Genomic DNA, 16346 nt, shown 5'->3' with positions numbered 1-16346 from the left:
ATGAGCGATCACGCCCCCGTCATCCTCGACATCGCCGGCCTCACCCTGACCGACATCGACCGCGCACGGCTCGCGCATCCACTGTGTGGTGGACTCATCCTCTTCGCCCGCAACTGGAAAAACCGCGAGCAACTCACGCAGCTTTGCGCCGACATCAAATCGATCCGCGAAGACCTCCTGATCTGCGTCGATCACGAAGGTGGTCGCGTGCAGCGATTTCGCACCGACGGTTTCACGCACCTGCCGCCCATGCGCAGCTTGGGCGAGCTGTGGATGCAGGACGGCGGCCAGGGTGGCAGCGCCATGCATGCCACCGACGTCGCCACCGCCTGCGGCTACGTGCTGGGCAGCGAGCTGCGCGCGTGCGGTGTGGACTTCAGCTTCACGCCCGTGCTGGACCTGGATTGGGGCGAGAGCGGAGTCATCGGCGACCGGGCCTTCCACCGCGATGCCCGCGTTGCCACCTTGCTTGCCAAGTGCCTCATGCACGGCCTGCTGCAAGCGGGCATGGCCAACTGCGGAAAACATTTCCCGGGGCATGGCTTCGTCAAGGCCGACTCGCACACCGACATCCCGATCGACGAGCGCGCCCTCCACGCCATCCTGGCCGACGACGCCGCGCCCTACGGCTGGCTCAGTGCCACGCTCACCAGCGTCATGCCGGCGCACGTCATCTACCCGCAGGTCGATTCGCGCCCTGCGGGCTTCTCGCGCCGCTGGCTGGAGGACATCCTGCGACGGCAGCTGGGCTTTCAGGGCGCGATCTTCAGTGACGACCTGAGCATGGCCGGCGCGCGGATCATCGATGGGCGCGAGGTGAGCTACACCGAGGCAGCCATCGTGGCGCTCGATGCGGGCTGCGACATGGTCCTGCTTTGCAACCAGTCGGTGGAGAGCGAAGGTGGGGTGGCCGTGGATGAATTGCTGGAGGGCTTGGAGGCCGCTGCGAAGCAGGCCAAATGGGTGGCAAACGCCCGCAGTGATGACCGACGACGGGCACTGCTGCCGGCAACGCCGTCACCCACCTGGGACTGGCTCATGGCACACCCTGCCTACCTGCGTTCCATCGACCTGCTGATTTGACGCACAACCTCATGAGTCTGTCGGAGCGCCCGGCCGAGGTTCGATGAGTTCCTCGATCCGCACCGTGAGCACCACAGGCTCCAGCACCTCGTCGAGCGCCAAACGGACGTAGCGCTAGCTTCCGCGGAAAGCGCGCAGTTCCCGCGTCCACGGCACGTTCAGCAGGCCGAACGCAGCGATTGCAATTCCGCAGATCATCATGGCCGCTGGTTCACCCAGGGAATGGCTCAGGATCCCCGCGACAAGCCCGGAGAGCGCAGGCATGACCTGCGTGGTGATTCCGTAAATGCTCATCACGCGGCCCCGAAAAGCCGTCGGTGCCTGGGTTTGTATCGTGGAACTCACAATGCTGCTTCCAAAGCCGCTGGCGACGCCAATCATGAAAAGCAGGCCGATGGCCGAACTCCGATCGTGCGCGCCCGACATTGCCGCAAGCAGCATGCCGACAATGATGATGGCGAAGGTAAGAACTTTCCCGTGCGACCAGTGTTTTGCGACGATCATGCAGAGAACCCCGCCTACTACGATGGACGGAGCCAGAATCATCATGAAACTACCGCTACCCATTTCGCTGAAGCCGAATTGGGTTCGGGCCATCTTCAACACCAGCACCTGAAGCGGCCCCACAACCATCAGAATAATGATGGCGCCCATCATCGTCTGCCGCAGAAGCGGCGACCGCGTGACAGTATGGATCCCCGCCAGGATATCTTCGAGAAGTGGCTTGGCTTGCTCATGGTTGGACGGCGTATATATGCCGTAGAGAAGAGCAGAGCTCGCGACGAAAAGCACGAAAGGGAGGACCAACGTGCCCTGCCAGCCAAATGCACTTTGAACCGCTGCAAGGAGGGCTGGCGCCAGCCCGAAACCGATGATCGGCATCAGGTTGTACACCATCGAGACCTTCTGGAGTTTGTCCGGCGTCGTCACCGATGCGAGCGCGGTCATTCGCCCCGGGGCCACGAATGACCACCCGATGCCCACGAGAAAAGCACAAGCCATCATCATCGACGTGCGCCAGTCAAGATCGTGAATCCATCGGTCCGCCATGCCGAGTCCGGTCACCGCTGCAATGAAGGCCAGATGTGCCGCATGCACGATCTTGATGGGTGAACGGCGATCGCAGATCACACCTGCATACCATCCAAAGACAACCGGAGTCCCGAAACACAACGCGAACCCGACACCGGCAAGCAGGTTCGATCCGAAAACCTCCTGGGCGTACAAGATGACCGAGAAATTGATGAAGTGAGCGGCGGTGGCAGAGAGCAGGCACGAGACCAGGAATGATGCGGTGCGGTCTCGGGATCTCGCTGTCGATTCGCCAGACCGTGGATCACCGGGGCGGTCCATGCCGCCGTCGTTGGCAATCGCCCTCACTATCGATGCGTCCGGATTCATGACGATGTCCTTAAAGTGAAGAAGCAAGGTGGCGGGTTTCGGTTGAAATCCTGCAAGTCGTATTCGACCAAGGGTCCGTTCGAAGACCACTCAGCCGAGGAGAAACACGGGCGACCTGCACGCGGCGGCGTTCCATCATCCGGCTACACCGCTGCGCTGTTCGTCATCGCCGCCGACCATCGCTTGTGCCTCGAGCCACATGCCGCTCAAGAACGATTTGGCCCGCATCAAGACGTCCTCCACTGCCAGCGAAGCGAACGCCACTTCGCGTACGCCGGAGGCAAGCGTTTCGATGCCGCATCCGAGCCCCTTGAAGAGCATCTGCGCCAGGCGATTGGTCGCTGACTCGATCAGGGTAAGAACGACGGCGCCGCAGCCTGACGACAGTGCCATTCGGCCCAAGGCGCTGATCATTTCCTCCTCGATCCCGAGGCCGGCGTGATCGCTTTTGAGCATGAAGCCGTCGGCAACGAAATCTTCTTCGTCGGCGTGGCACAGCATCAGGCCAACGATGCCGTGGTCGCCGTACTGGTCGAACGCGCGCACGCGCAGCACGTGGTGATGAGGCCGCGCCATCCAGGCGCGCAGCTCGATGGGCGATGGCGTTCGGGCGGCGGCGTTCAGCTGGTGGATCTGGGCCGCGACGCCCGCGGCCTCTTCGACTTCGTTGTGGGCAAGGGGCGCGATGTGGATGGTCAGCTGGATGGGAACGCTTGCATCGGCATCGGTGCCGGCCACGTCAGATCGACGCCGCCAATGCTCATGAAACGAAGGCTGGCCGCGCAAAGCTGCGCGATGAGCGATCTCTTCGAGCGGGAACGTGGCGCACAGTGTGACGGGCATGGAGTTCACCTTTGAATCGTTGAGGTGGAGGGAATCAAGGAACAACGCATCGTTCGCAACGGGTGCCAAGGATCACGCGGGTAGGGCGAGTCCGTGCGTACAGGTGTTTGCGTCCGACGCGGCCGATTCGTCACTGCGCGTCTCGAGCATCCAGTGCGATATCGAAGCGTGGAGTTCGGTGGTGCATGCCTGAGGGGAGATCGCGTGAACGCGCAACCCATCTGAAGCGACGAAGAACCATGCATGGCCTGCTGCGTTGGCGTTGGCCTCTGCAGGCTGGCCCGACTGACTCGCAAGCCAGCGACCGAGGGGATGTCCATCGCCACCCAGCGCGGCAGGCCGGGCCGAGGCGGGAAGTCTCATCACCGCCAATCCGTGCGCGGCAAAGCGATGCTGCACCCAGGCGAGTTCCTCGTCGTGCCCGGCATCGAACGCGATCAGGAGGGGGTGCCCCGCGTGATCGGACAGCAGGATCGAGCGGCCTTGCGCATTGCGTACGACGAAGTGGTAGGCCCCTCGGTCCCGGTGCGGCAAGAGGGGCATGCCGGCGGCTTCCGAGCTCGAAGACCCGGCCGGATGGCTACGCACAAGCCCCACGCTGGTTCTGCCAGCAACTGCAAAGATCTGTCCGAGTGTCGGCATGCTTGCTTCTCCTTCTCCAGATGTGCGGGGTCAATGCTGCGTTGCGAGACGAACGGCCAGCTGCGTTCGCAAGCGCGCGGCAGCCTCGTCGCCGGCGCGCTCACCAGCAGCCAGGAATTCGCCTGTCCGATCCAGGCTTTGTTCGAAGCGGGCGATGTCTGGGCGGATCACCACATCGGCCTGCGCCAGTTCGAGCTCGCCGAGCTGGTGGATTGCCATGTCGAAGCAGTGCGTGAGCGATTCGGCCGGATGCCGCGCCACCTGCTGCCCATGGCGAGGGACGTCTACCGCCACGGCAATCACCAGGTCGGCGCCCAAGGATCGGGCCACCGAAACCGGTACAGGTGCAACAACGCTTCCATCGACCAGCAGCCGACCCTCGTGACGCACCGGCCGCACCAGCCCGGGGACGGCCATCGATGCCTCGACAGCCGTGGCGACATCTCCGTCCGAAAGGATGACGGGACGGCCCGAGAGCGCGTCTGCCGCCACGCATGCGAAGGCGCGCGGCAAGCTCGGTATGCGGCGGTCGGCGCCCAGGAGGGATCCGATGATGCCCTGCAGGGGCCGCATGTCGGTGAATCCATCCTGGCCTGGGGTGCGGGTGAACACATCCTCGAGCCGCAGGCGCCGCAAGGCGGCATCCATGTAGTCCGCAGTGAAGCCGGCGGCGTACATCATTCCCGCCAGGGCCCCTGCGCTCGTGCCCACGACCAGGTCGATGGGAATGCCTTGGCGCTCCAGAGCGCGAATCACGCCCACATGTGCGGCTCCACGAAACGAGCCTGCGCCCAGCACCAGGCCAATGCAGCGTGCCGGTCCGCCGAGTCCACCGGGTGTCGGTCTGGCAAACGCACCGGCTGCGAACCCGGTGTCGGCGCCATCGAGTTTGGTCAATGACAAGGTGTTCTCCCTTCGATTGATCAACCGTGTTGCGTCATGCCGCGCGCGTTCGATGCGCCGGCTTGAGCGAACGTGGGCGCCGAATCGGGGCATGAGGTCTTCGCTCGGCGCAGCGCCTGTGCCGCATACGGGCCGGATGGCCCTGCGCCCATCACCGCGATGCGAGTGATCGCCTTATCGACCGGTTCCGTGAACATGGCTTCTCCTTGGTTGTGGCGGGGGCGATGACTCAGTTCAGTGGCCGGGGGTGGAATTCGAACGCGGCGGACGGAATCGGCACACCGAGTGAACGCAGTTGCTGTGCCCGCGTGATCACTGCCGCGCCTTCGAGCAGATTGCGAGCGATCTGCACCACCGTGCGGTGGCCGGGTTCGGCCAGGAAGCTGCCCCGCGTCCAGGCGTTGAACGAACCCATCGCCGGTCCGCACCAGATCTGGTAGTCCAGCACCCGATCCGGCACGCCTTGGGTGGCCCAGCGGCTTGCCTGGCCCAGGTAACAGCGGAACACCAGTGCCATCCGGTGCTTGGGATCCCTGTCGGCGCGTTGGATTTCGGCCGGGTCGCGTTCTTTGAAGAAGGCCTGTGTCTGCTGCCAGATATCGGCCAGCGGCGCGCGGAACAACTCCGCTTCAAGCTTGAGGCGCTCATCGGCCGGAATGCCTTCGATGCATGCGTACTTGCGCCAGGCGTCATAGAGCCGTTGCGCGCGCACGCTGAACATGGTGCCGCGCTTGAGCACTTGCACTTTCACGCCCAGCTCGAACATGTCGGCGGCGGGGGCCATCGCCACGTCTTCGATCGCCGCCTGTGCCAGCAACGCGCGGCCTGCGGGCGACAGGCCCGACTCCACCGCTGCCTGATTGACCGATCCGGTCACCACATACGCTGCGCCCAGGCTGAAGGCCGCCGCGACAGCCGCGGGCGTGCCCAGCCCGCCTGCGGCGCCTACGCGCACGGGCGTGCGCAAGCCGTGCCGTGCCTGCGCCTCTCGCACGGCATGCACGATCGTGGGAAACAGCGCCACCAGAGGGCGGTTATCGGTGTGCCCGCCGGAATCGCCCTCCACGGTGATGTCGGCAGCCAGGGGGACCAGGCTCGCGAGTTCAGCCTCTCGCGCGCTCAAGTGGCCGCGCTCGACCAAGGTTGCCAGCATGGTTGCTGGTGGCGGTGACGCGAACCGGGTAGCAATCTCGGGGCGCGAGACCTTGGCCATCAGCTGATTCGGCTGCACCACCTCGCCGTTTTGGCCGATGTGCAAGCCGCTGCAGGCATAACGAACCACCGCCGGCGTCAGCTGCAGATAGGCCGATGCGCAGACCCGCCGTACGCGGTGGCGCAGCAGCAGATCGACGAGCGCGTCCTCGGCCGTCGCATCCTGGATGTTGTGGATCAGGTTCACGCCCCAAGGCAGCGGGGGCGCCTGCAGGCTCGTCATCATCTTGTCGAGTGCCTTCTCGATCGCCACCAGCGGCAGGCCGCCCGCGCCGAAGAAGCCCAGCATGCCGGCGCGTGCCATCGCGATGACCATGTCGGCCGTCGCGATGCCGGTGGCCATCTCGCCGGCGATGTACGGGTAGCGCACGCCATGGGCGCTCAGAAAGCCGGGATCGCCCAGCTTTTCCGGTGCGAGGGCGGGCAGGTTCCACAGAGCTTCCATGCCGGGCGACGCTTTGACGCCAGGTCCAACCAGGACGCCGACGCGCTGCGACTTCATCTCGCGCACGACCAGGAGCGGCTCGTGGATTCGCTGCACGGCCTCGACCAGTCCGGCGGGAGAGAAGGCCGACTCGACAACGGGAGGGGCTTCGAGGGGGACGCAGGCGGTCATTGGCGGCTCCAGAGGTTGTCGAGATCGGACGCGTCCAGCGTGCGGGTCTGCCGGATGTGGAAGTCCGGCGTGAGCGCCGCGACGGCAGCGATGTAGCCGGGAGCCGGTGTGAAGGAGCGCACATGGCAGTCGCGCCCCAGTCCCACGGCGTCGGCCTCGTCGTGTCCACGGTCTTCGATGCGGATGGACTCCCAGCCCGCAGAGATTCCGGTCCCATGGGCTTTGACGACGCTTTCCCGGCGGGTCCACGAGCGCAGGAAACCTGCCGGCCCTTCATCCATCGACGCGCGCTCCGACTCGCTGAAGAACCGCGCCGCGATGTGCACCGTGCTTTCCATCGGCCGGATGCGTTCCACGTCGATGCCCACCTGCACGCCACCCGATACCGCAACGAGCAGCAGGCCGTCCGTATGCGCAAGATTGAAGTCCAGCGCGTGCCCGGTTGGCAGGCTCGGCTTGCCATGGGTTGTCTGCACCAGTGGCACGTCCTTGGCAGGTACGCCGCGGTAGTGACCCAGCAACATGCGAACCACCGCGCGGCCTGCGACGAACTCCCGCCGTTTGCTCGTCAACCTGAAGTTCCCTGCACGTCGGTGCTCGTCATCGGACAGTGCCGTGACCAGCGCTGCCTCGATGCTGGCTTGCAAAGGCAGCTGAACGATCCAGACATCGACCGAGTCCTCGTGCAGGGAGGGCCAGCTCGGCGAGTCGGTGGGGTGGTTGTGCAGGGGGCGCGTACCGCAGCCGTCGCGCGCGAGAACCTTCGGCGCTTCAGGCTCGCGGATGTTCTGTTGGTGGTGCATCACCTGGCACCTCCATCGCTCACATCGGCGGGTCGTTTCGCGCCGCGCAGCGGTTGCGGAACGGGTGGGCGGGGCTTGGTCGTGGGAGCATCGCCCGGGTTCATCATCCGCCCTCCACGATCCGCACCGCCAGGTTCCTGGCGTGGTAGATGCGCAGGCCATCGACCCACAGCCAGACATTGGCGCTCACCCAGGGTCCGCGTTCGTCGCGGCCTTCGTCGGCGATTTCCATTTCCACGCTGACCTTGCGGTTCCTTGGCAGGACTTGGCCGCGGTATTTCCATGCCATGGCACGTCCGACCGCCAAGGGTTCGAAGCGGGGCGCCCGCATCCCTGCGGCCAGCCCGCGATCGCGCATGGTGAACTGGAGCAGCTGGATCATGGCCTCGATGCCGAGCGAGCCGGGTTGCACCGGGTCTCGATAGAAATGGGCCTTGAAGAACCAGGCGTTCGGATCGACGTCGAACTCCGCTTGCAGCCGACCGCGCTTGGCGGCTCCGCCTTGCGGCCAATCGCCCGTGACCCGATCGAGCATGAGGAGATTTCCTCTGGCCAGGCGCGGCAGCTCCATGGAATTGCCTGCTGCCCGCAGATCGACTTGTCGTCCCTGGGCGGCTTGCATGGCGGTGCGTTCGGCGGCTGTGGCCGGCAGCCCCTTTTGTTCACTCAGGGCTTGCGTCGTGAAATGCCCGAAGACCGTCTTGAGCGTGTAGACGGGCGCGTCACCAATCACGCAGCGGACGTCGAACGATTCGATGAAGATGTCGCCGTTGCGGGCCAGCGAGGTGCAGCGGGCCGTGGTACGCAGGATGCCGTCACCACGAAAGACGCTGCGGTGAAGCGTGCCCTCACCGTCGAGGTTGCGAAAACTCAGGTCGGTGTCGCAGTGCAGCGGCACGCCCATGTACGTCGCGAGCCATCCGCACGGCTGGAGCGCGGCTTCCAGCAGCACGGCAAAAGCCATCGTGCGCGAATCGTTGTCGTCGAAGTACCAGGCGTCGTCGGGAATGTCGTACTCGCTGTCCACTTCGCTGCCAACCTGCATGCCCCCGAGGGGCCCGGCGCACCGGGTGACACGCGACATGAACTGGTAGGGCGGGGAGGGCAGCCGTGGCAGATTGCGCGCGCCATCGAAGCGCGCGAAAAGCGGGCCGAACGCGCGCGAAGGCAGCCCCGTGGCGCAATGGAGCATCGCGGCGCCGTCGAAGGTGAAGCCGTCGATCCGCGCTGCGGGGCGCGCACCTGCTGCCGGAGCCGGCGCGATGGCGTGTTCGAGCGGCACGCTTGGTACCAGGCGGACGCCGAGATTGCGGCCGTGGAAAGCCTTGCGCCCGTCCACCGTCAGCAGCACGTCGGCCCACAGGGTGGGGCAGGTGCCCTCTTCGAGACCTCTGACGAAGATCTCGTAACTCATGCGCCGCGAAGTCGGCACCACCTGGCCGCGGCATACGGCTTTGAAGGTCACCGAGGGCACCAGTTCGAAGCTCCATCCGTCGCGTTCACGGGTATGGCCGAGCGCGGCGAGATAAAAGCTCATCATCTGGAAGCCGGCCTCGCACATCAGCGTGCCGGGCATCGTCGGGTCGTTCTTGAAATGGCCGGGGAAGAACCACTCGTCGCCGCGGATGTCATAGGTCGCGCGCAGGGTGCCGCGGCCCCATGGTCCGCCGTGCGGGTCGAGTTGCTCCACTTGCTGAAAGAGCTGCATCGGCCCTTCCTGGATGCGCGGTGTGCGGTGGTGCGCAGCGACTGCTTCGAAGCCGGCGCCGAAGCAGTCGTAGGCGCGGCCATCGGCCAGCGCACGCACCTGCTCGGCGCTGTAGCTGCGGGCGGTCTGTGTCGGTGGCGCCTGGTGGTGCTGGATCGAGGCATCGGGCAGGTCTGTCGCCGGGTTCCAGATCACGCCGCCGGCGTTCTTCAGCTCCTGCTCGGTGAAGAAGCCGGCCCTTCCGTTGCGCACCGACAGGCGCGGCTCGCCATTGAGAAAGCTGTCGTAGCGGAAGAAGAACAACCGCACCTCGCCGGTGTTCGCATGGCCGGTGACCTCGATCTCATAACGCAGCGTGTCGCCCACACGCGGCCGGCGTTCGCCGTGAAAGGTCATCTCGCAGCCCAGCAGGCGATAGACGCGCTCACCGCGGTTCAACAGGTCCGCGCCCAGGTACGAGATGAGCAGCAGGTCGGCCTGTCCTGCCTCCACCTCCAGGCCGGCGGGCATCGAGCCTTCATGCAGGTACCAGGCATCGGCCGTGACATCCGTTTCCGTCACGATGCGGCCCAGACCCATGCCACCGGCTTCACCTTCGATCTCCATCACCCGGTCGGCCAGCAGCAAGGGCGGCATCGGCATGCGGACCTGGCGGGCATGGCCGTCCTGCGGCTCGAACTTCGGCCCGAAGAACCTGGACAGCTGCCCGTGGGACATCTCCTCCAGATCGGCCCGGGTCCACAGGGGCTCGGGGGCGGTGGTCTCTGCGGGCCGGACCATGGCGGACGATCGTACGAGTGCGTTCATATCGCTTTCTGGTGGTAGGACGGTGGCATTGCGGGACGAGATATTTGCAGTGCTGGGTGCAGTCGCGCGCTCGTCCTGACGCTGCGGCCAGGGCGGCAATGCAATGGGAGGCATGTGCGAGGCGAAGCGAACGCCGCTGCCCGGGTTCGGCGTGACACACGATGCATCGGTGAGCTGCGCATTCATCGCTTCGACATCCACCGTAACGCCAGCGGCCCATAGCCGCGCGCCTACGAGCAATGCGCTTCGAACGGATCGGTTCGGGTGAGCGTCGTAGGCAAGCGCCAGGTGGGGCCGATCGCCCAGGATGTCCGCGATCCATCGCGTGCAGAGGCTGCGCGGACCGTGCTCCACGAAGACACGGATCCCGTCCTGCCAGGCGCGCTCGATCATCGAATGGAAGTCCACCGGCCCACTGGCCATCTCCAGCAGCGCATCGGCGATGCGATCGGATTCGGCCGGGTAGGTGCCGCATGCGGCGGCCGTGTAGAAGCGCAGGTCCGCCAGGGCGCGGGTGCTGCGGTGGTGCAACGACCGCCAGGTGTCGCGCACGTGCAGCACCTCGGGGCAGTGCACCGCGACATCATGGTCGATGCGGGTGGCGTAGCTGCCTCCGAGTTTGTCGATCACGCGGCCGACCGCGCCGCGCTCCCCACCGATGGCGCAGGCAGCCGGCCCGTAGATCATGGTCAGGTAGGCATGGCGCTCGTCACGCAGCGCTTCGCGGACCCGCTCCGGCGGCAGCGCGATGGTCCAGGCGGCCCATTGGGCTTCGGGCTGCTGCCACGCGCTTTGCAGGAGTTCGAAGCGCCCACCCAGTCCATTCGCGTAAATGGGCGCGAGCCCGTCGAACAGCCCGTCCACGCTGTCCCACGCGCCCAGGGCTACGACTGCGTTGGTCTCGCCCGACGACAGGCCGATGGCCGCGTGCGGCCGCAACTGCAGCACCTGCATGGACAGCTGCGCATGAACCTGTGACAGCAGCGAGCTGCCCGCCAGCTGTTCCAGCGGTGAGACGGATGCGGCCGATGCGGTCGATGGCCCACGCGCGGGATCGAAGATCCAATCGCAGGCGGCGCGGACATTGCCCAGGCGGGCGCTGGCGCTTGCCACTGCCCTGGGGCTGGCCAGCATCAACTCGCGTCCCATGCCGGGATACGCCGCCCCGGCAGCCGTGAACACGGCGGCTACTTCGCCGCCGAGAGGACCGTCGCACAGGGCGATGTCCGCCGTCGCCGTCGCGGCGGCCGGGTTTGCCAGACAGGCCAGGGCCGACGCGGATTGCCGCTCGAAGTCGGCACCTGGTGCCGCGACGAAGGCCAGTCTCACGGGCCCGTGCCCGCCGGTGCGTCCGGCGGCAAGCGCCTGGCGCAATCCCTCCCGATCGCTGGCGGCGAAGCACCACGCCCGTTCGATCCGCGTACCGGGGGGCGGCCCAGACGCTTCGTGCGGCGAGGCTTGCACATCGATGTGGAACTGATGCCCACCTTGTGCATGCATGCTCACGCGCGCTTTGCGCTGCGCCGCTGGTGCCAGCCACGGCGTGGCCGGTCCGGCTCCGAGCCATGCCCCGTGGCGGGTCGCGATCACGGCGGCGGCCAGGTGCAGCAGTCCGCTTGCGGCGTGGGCGTGGCCGTAGCGCTCGGTCAGATGCAGGGACCCGGGGCCGTCCCCCAGGGCGAGGCGGGCGCTCGCTGGCGCATCGGTGGCAGCCGCATCATCCGCGTTCGACTCACCTTCGATGAGTGCCAACACCTGCTCGCCATCGCGCGTCGCGTCGTCCAGGCGCTTGAGCACCATCACCACAGCCGCGTCGCCGGTGCGCTCGCGGCCGACCCCCTCCAGGCTTTCTGCCGCCCGCGCGGTGGCGCTCTCGCAGCACAGGTCGACCGCGCCGACGACGGCGGCGTCCAGCTCGCCGCGGCGCAGGGCGCGTGCAGCAATGTCCAGGGCTCGCAGCCCGGACAACTCGTCGGCGCATACGCTGTAGCCCAGGCCGGCCAGCTTGAACTGGGCGTTCAGGCGATTGGCGACGATGTTGGGCAGCGAGCCCGTCACGACACTGGCCTTCAAGGGGCCAGCAAACGCGTCGCGTGCATGCTGCAGCCAGTCCGGATCCACGGTCACGCCGGCGGACTGCGCCCAGTCGTGCAGCCGGGCGGGCACCAGCGAGCGGGCCAGTTGCCGTGCGATCTCGACATCGCATTCCATGCCGGTCAGCACGCCGGTGCGCTCCTGGGGAAGCGAGCGCACCGTTGCCAGTGCCTCGCTCGCGACCTTGAGCAGGATCACCTGTTGCGGCAGGCTGTCTGCCAGGTCTCGCGGCGGAAATTTGATCTCGGCGGCGGCGAGCGTGAAAGGCTTGGCCAGTCCGCATGGGCCGATGTCCGGGACCTCGGTGAATGCCTGGGCGCCGTCGAGCAGGGAGCTGGTGAATTCAGCGGTGTTCTGCGCGTGGGCGCAGACGACGCCCAGACCGACGATGGCCAGCGGCGCGGGTGCGGGCGCGCACACCGGTGGCACTCGCACCGCGTGGTGCGTGCCCCGGTGGCCCGGCTCGTACGCTTCAAGAATGACATGCGCGTTGTTGCCGCCGAAGCCGAAGCTGCTGACCGCGGCGATGCGGCGAGCGTGCGTGGGCCACGGTTCCTCGGTTTCCAGCAAGCGCACGGGAGCTTTTGCCAGGGCGTCCAGCGTCTCCCGCACCGGCATGGAGGGGGGCAGCACGCCTGCCTCGAAGGCACCCAGGACCTTCAGGATGCCCGCGGCGCCCGAGACCGTGAGCAGATGGCCGATCTGACTCTTGAGCGATCCGATGGGCATGCATCCGGCGGCGGCGTAGGCCGCGGCGATGCTGGCCAGCTCGACGCCGTCTCCAACCGGCGTGCCGGTGGCATGGCATTCCAGCATCGCCACGTCGGCGGGCTGGAGTTCGGCCCGCAGCAGGGCCTGGCGGATGGCCCGCACCTGCCCGCTGCTGGCGGGCGTGAGCAGGCCGGCAGCGCCGCCGTCGTTGGACAGGCCGATGCCGCGGATCACGCCCAGGATGCGATCACCGGCCGCCTGCGCGTCGTGCAGGCGCCTCAAGGCCAGAACGACCGCGCCTTCCGATGGCACCAGGCCGTTGGCATCGCGGTGGAAGGGCCGGCTCTGGCCGGTCGGGCTCAGCGCCTTGAGGGCGCGGAACCCGATGTGCAGGAACATCGGATCCGTGCCGCAGCAGGCGCCAGCCAGCATCAGGTCGGCGCGGCCGTCTTCCAGGGCGTCGCAGGCCAGCTTGAGCGCATACAGGGACGAGGCGCAGGCGGCATCGAGGGTGAATGCCTCGCCGCCCAGGCCCAGGGACCGCGCCAGCAGGCGGGTGGGCATGGCGGACATGTAGCGGTTGCCGGGCGCCACCGGCGCCGCGTCGAGCTGGTCGATGATTCCCGCCAATCCCTGCTCGTGCGCCCACCGCCGCGTCCACGCGGCGACCGCGAACTGCACTTGCGAAGGCGTCGGCAAGGACAGGTTCCCGAGGATGGCGCCCGTGCGGCGGTGGCCTGCAGCGGCGTCGTGGCCGGCTTCATGCAAGGCCTGCCGAGCCGCCTCCAGCACCCAGTGCGCGCAGCGGTCAGCCTGCAGCAGCTCCTGGGCATCGACCGCGAAGCCGGTTGGATCGAAGTCGAAGTCGCGCACGTAGCCGCCGCGGTCCGACCACCGCACGCCGGTGGCGTCGAGCGTGATGCGTTCGCTGCTCATGGGCCATGACCCGATCGGCGGCGGCGACAGCAGGTCGTCGCCGCCGCGCAGCCGACGCCAGAGCTCGGCCGGGCTGGTGGCGCCGGGCAGCACGCAGCCTCGGCCGACGATCGCAATGGGCATCTGCGACACGGGGCGGCCTAGCCGTGCGCCTGCTCGGCCGCGACCGCGACGCGGGCGTGCAGCTGGACGCCCGACATGCGCACCGACCAGCCGCCGCCGCGAGCGGTGACATCGACGATCGCCTGCAGCGAGTTGGACGAACGCAGCCGCACGGTGCAGCGGATGGGGGCGGTGATGGGCCCATCACGCCGGGCGAGCACCTGGCCCAGGTGCGTGGGCAACATCGATGCAGTCGATACCTGGTGCAGCCAGCCGACAGCCACCTGCAGCGCACCGTCGAGTGCAGCCAGGTCGAGCAGCCGATCTCCATCGTCCCAGCCCAGGCCCCAGGCGCCATGGAGTTCGGCTTCGACGCCTTGAGCGCAGGTGCCGGTCAGGCGACGGATCGCCTGCAGGTCGGGGCCGTGAAAGAGTGCAGGCGTGCCGTACAGGCTGGCGCCGTCGGTGTCGCAGGCGCGCATGACGAGGTTGCCGGCGCCATCCTCTGGTTCCGCTTGCGCGGAGAAATCCGCCGTCGCGCAGTAGTGGAGCACTTCGCCGTTGGCGCTGTGCACTTCGCACCGCAGCCGCCGACCTGTGCCCGGCTCGAACCTGGCCGTCACCCGCAGGCGGCTGGCGTGTTGCGGCCAGTCGTTCAGCACCACGCCGCGCATGACGCGCAGATCACGCAGGGTGGGCAGCCCCGCGCCGGGGAGCAGCGACATGGCGATCCGCATGAACCACTCGGCCACCAGCACGACCGGCACGACGGGCTCGGCGCCGATGCAATGACTGCCCAGGAAGGGGTAGCGTTGCGGGCTCAGCACCACATCGCCGGTCAGTGCGCCGCGGTGTCCCGTGTCCCGTGCCAGCAGCTCGCGCGGCTCGCCCGGGCCCATCACGAGTTGCACTTCCGGCCCACCCTCGTGCAGTTCGGCCAGGAAGGCGGCCGCACCGGCCTCCGCGCCGATGAGCGACACACCCTGCGCATCGAAGTGGGCGCGCAGCGCGGGAGTGACCATGCCGCCGTCCCAGGGGCCCCAGCCGATCGAGCGCACCAGGCAGTTCGGTCGTTTCGGCGCCTCGACCAGTGCGACCTGGTTCAGCACTTCGTTGGCCATGGCGTAGTCGCACTGGCCGGGGTTGCCGACACGCGCTGCCACCGACGAGAACAGCACGATCGCATTCAAGGGGTCGGATTTCAGGGCCGTCAGCAGGTGCTGCAGGCCTTCGACCTTGGTGGAGAAAACGCTGTCGAACTGGTCGAGCGTCTTGTCCTTGATCAGTTTGTCCGCCAGCACGCCGGCACCGTGTACCAGGCAGGTGACGGGACCGAAGCGCTTGCGTACCTCCACCAGGGCGCGGTCGATCGACGTGGCGTCGCTCACGTCGGCCACGCAGTAGACAAGCTGTGCCCCCGCCTCTTCCATGGCCTGGAGGTTCCGCTGGACTTCGCGGGCCGCCATGACGTTGCTGGCCATGCGTGACAGCTGCATTGGCGTGGGGCGGCGGCCATGCTGCAACTCGTGGTCGAGCAGCGCGCGCTTGATCTCGGCGTCGGTCTGCGCCGCCCGGACGCTGGTCGGCTCCACGTCGAGCGGCGTTCTCCCCAGGATGGCAATGCGTGGCTTGAGCCGCGCGATCTCCTGCAGGCACAGCGCAGTAACGCCGCGCGCTCCGCCGGTGGCGAGCACCACGCTCTGAGCGTCGATCACGCAGCGCCCGGTGGGCGCAGCGCACAGCTCGGTGGTGAGCGTCATGCGGGAGCTTCGCGCGGGCAGTCCGACCTCGCGCTCGGCACCGCCATCGAGCAACTCCTCGGCCAGTGCCCGGGCAATGGCCGCGGGGGCGCGCTCGGATGCTTCGATGTCGATGGCTTTGACGGCAGCCTGCGGCCATTCGTTGGCGGCCGTGCGAGCCAGTGCGGCGATGCCGCCCAGATAGGCCCGCACGCCAGCACGCCCGGACAGGCCGAAGTCGCCACCCGTGTCCTGCACCGTGACCAGCAGGCCGTCGCGGTCGGACAGGCGGGCCGACATCGCCTGGACGAACTCGAAGGCGCGGCGGTTGACGCGAATGGCCTCCCATGCATCGCCAACGGCCTGCAGCCCGGACAGCACGATCAGCCCGGTGCATCCTGCCGATGCGGAAGGTTCGGTGACGAGGCGGGCCGTCACGCCGCGTGTTTCGAGCAGCTGGACCAGCCGGCGTGCAACCCCGCGGCCGTCGTCGGTCACACCGATCACGGCGCCGCGCAGCAACAGGCCCGACATCGCAAAGCCGGCGGCTTGCTGTGCCACGGGTCGGACGACGTGGCGCGGAAGTGCGGCCGACGCGATCGGGCGTGCGGCGCCGGCCGATTCCGGCGGGGCGATGGTCGGCAGAGGCGGCATGCCGGCGATGAATGAGCCAGCAACTGTGATGTCCGACGGCGCCGCCACGACGGGCGCCGGCGCATGGCCCTGCATGAAGTTCAGCACGTCCG

At 67.4% G+C, this 16346-nt stretch carries 10 protein-coding genes; 1 reads left to right on the top strand and 9 read right to left on the bottom strand.

Annotated features, from left to right (window positions below; genetic code table 11):
• Positions 1-1083: a beta-N-acetylhexosaminidase gene (gene nagZ / locus WG922_RS17975; RefSeq protein WP_340284192.1), complete on the top strand. Its 1083-nt coding sequence runs from the start codon at positions 1-3 to the stop codon at positions 1081-1083.
• A gap of 114 nt (positions 1084-1197) precedes the next feature.
• Here nagZ and WG922_RS17970 read toward each other — a convergent pair whose 3' ends face one another.
• The 9 genes from WG922_RS17970 to WG922_RS17930 all read right to left on the bottom strand — a co-directional run.
• Positions 1198-2484: an MFS transporter gene (locus WG922_RS17970; protein ID WP_340284191.1), complete on the bottom strand. Its 1287-nt coding sequence runs from the start codon at positions 2482-2484 to the stop codon at positions 1198-1200.
• Between the two features lie 135 nt (positions 2485-2619).
• Entirely contained in the window at positions 2620-3327 is a 708-nt protein-coding gene (locus WG922_RS17965; protein WP_340284190.1) for a hypothetical protein, read from the bottom strand.
• Positions 3328-3399: 72 nt separating this feature from the next.
• Positions 3400-3969, bottom strand: coding sequence for a hypothetical protein (locus WG922_RS17960; protein ID WP_340284189.1), 570 nt, complete (start codon positions 3967-3969; stop codon positions 3400-3402).
• Between the two features lie 30 nt (positions 3970-3999).
• On the bottom strand, positions 4000-4872 hold the full coding sequence (locus WG922_RS17955; RefSeq protein ID WP_340284187.1) for a patatin-like phospholipase family protein: 873 nt from the start codon (positions 4870-4872) through the stop codon (positions 4000-4002).
• Positions 4873-4892: 20 nt separating this feature from the next.
• Positions 4893-5069, bottom strand: a complete 177-nt coding sequence (locus WG922_RS17950; RefSeq protein ID WP_340284186.1) for a hypothetical protein — start codon at positions 5067-5069, stop codon at positions 4893-4895.
• 32 nt (positions 5070-5101) lie between these two features.
• The gene (locus WG922_RS17945) at positions 5102-6586 is read right to left on the bottom strand and encodes a PfaD family polyunsaturated fatty acid/polyketide biosynthesis protein (RefSeq protein WP_340284184.1); all 1485 of its coding nucleotides are present in this window, start codon (positions 6584-6586) and stop codon (positions 5102-5104) included.
• Between the two features lie 110 nt (positions 6587-6696).
• Entirely contained in the window at positions 6697-7347 is a 651-nt protein-coding gene (locus WG922_RS17940; protein ID WP_340284183.1) for a 4'-phosphopantetheinyl transferase family protein, read from the bottom strand.
• Between the two features lie 259 nt (positions 7348-7606).
• On the bottom strand, positions 7607-13882 hold the full coding sequence (locus WG922_RS17935) for a beta-ketoacyl synthase N-terminal-like domain-containing protein (protein ID WP_340284304.1): 6276 nt from the start codon (positions 13880-13882) through the stop codon (positions 7607-7609).
• Between the two features lie 17 nt (positions 13883-13899).
• On the bottom strand, positions 13900-16346 hold a 2447-nt coding region (locus WG922_RS17930), incomplete at its 5' end, for an SDR family NAD(P)-dependent oxidoreductase (protein WP_340284181.1).

The sequence above is a fragment of the Ramlibacter sp. AN1015 genome (genome assembly GCF_037726105.1).
GTDB lineage: Bacteria > Pseudomonadota > Gammaproteobacteria > Burkholderiales > Burkholderiaceae_C > Ramlibacter.
This window is presented reverse-complemented; position numbering and strand designations above follow the sequence as displayed.